Origin of the sequence: Amycolatopsis mediterranei (assembly GCF_026017845.1) — a bacterium.
GTDB lineage: Bacteria > Actinomycetota > Actinomycetes > Mycobacteriales > Pseudonocardiaceae > Amycolatopsis > Amycolatopsis mediterranei.
The window spans coordinates 5,502,289-5,503,422 of record NZ_CP100416.1 but is presented as its reverse complement, the minus strand read 5'-3'; the positions used below and the strand labels follow the sequence as shown (position 1 = coordinate 5,503,422).

Below are 1,134 nucleotides of genomic sequence, written 5' to 3'. Positions count from 1 at the left end.
TGTCCTGCGCCTGAAATCCGCTATCTAATTGTAGGATGCGGTGATGGCGGGTCGTGGACGGTCCAAGGTCGAGCTGGTCCTCAGCGAGGACGAGCGTGCGACGTTGCTGCGGTGGGAGCGGCGGGCCAAGTCGGCGCAGGCGTTGGCGTTGCGGTGCCGGATTGTGCTGGCGTGCGCGGAGGGCTTGTCCAATATGGAGGTGGCGGAGCGGCTCGGGATCAATCGGATGACGGTGGGTAAGTGGCGGTCCCGGTTCGTTGCGCAGCGTGTGGACGGGCTGGTCGATGAGGACCGGCCGGGCCGGCCACCGTCGATCACGCTGGAGAAGGTCGAGGACGTGATCGTGGCCACGCTGGAGCAGACGCCCCGCAACGCCACGCACTGGTCACGTGCGTCGATGGCGCAGCGGTCCGGGCTGTCGAAGTCGACGATCGGGCGGATCTGGCAGGACTTCGGGCTCAAGCCCCACTTGGCCGACACGTTCAAGCTGTCCACCGATCCGTTGTTCGTGGACAAGGTTGTCGACGTGGTCGGGTTGTATCACCATCCGCCGGAGCGGGCGGTGGTGCTGTGCACCGATGAGAAGAGCCAGGTTCAAGCACTGGATCGGTCCCAGCCGGTGCTGCCGATGATGCCGGGCATGCCCGAGCGGCGCAGCCACGACTATGTCCGTCACGGCATCACCACCCTGTTCGCCGCGTTCAACACCGCCGACGGCACCGTGATCAGCGAACTGCACCGCCGGCACCGGGCCGCCGAGTTCAAGAAGTTCCTCACCACGATCGACAAGACCGTCCCCGCCGGGCTGGACATCCACCTGATCTGCGACAACTACGGAACTCACAAGACCCCGGCAATCAAGGCGTGGCTGGCCAAGCACCCCCGGGTGCATATGCACTTCACTCCGACCGGGTCCAGCTGGATCAACCAGGTTGAGCGGTGGTTCGCGTTCCTCACTGATCAGCTGATCCGCCGCGGCGTCCACAGAAGCGTTGCGGCGCTGGAGAAGGACATCCGCGAGTGGATCAAAGACTGGAACGAGGACCCCCGCCCGTTCGTCTGGCGCAAGACCGCCGAGGAGATCATCGACTCGCTCGCACGATATTGCCAACGAATTTCAGGCGCAGGACACTA

At 64.6% G+C, this 1,134-nt stretch carries 1 protein-coding gene; it reads left to right on the top strand.

All coding sequences use genetic code 11. From position 1 onward, the window contains the following. Nucleotides 1-43: 43 nt before the first annotated feature. Nucleotides 44-1,134, top strand: a 1,091-nt coding sequence (locus tag ISP_RS24740; RefSeq protein ID WP_014466931.1) for an IS630 family transposase, incomplete at its 3' end; no start/stop codon positions are given.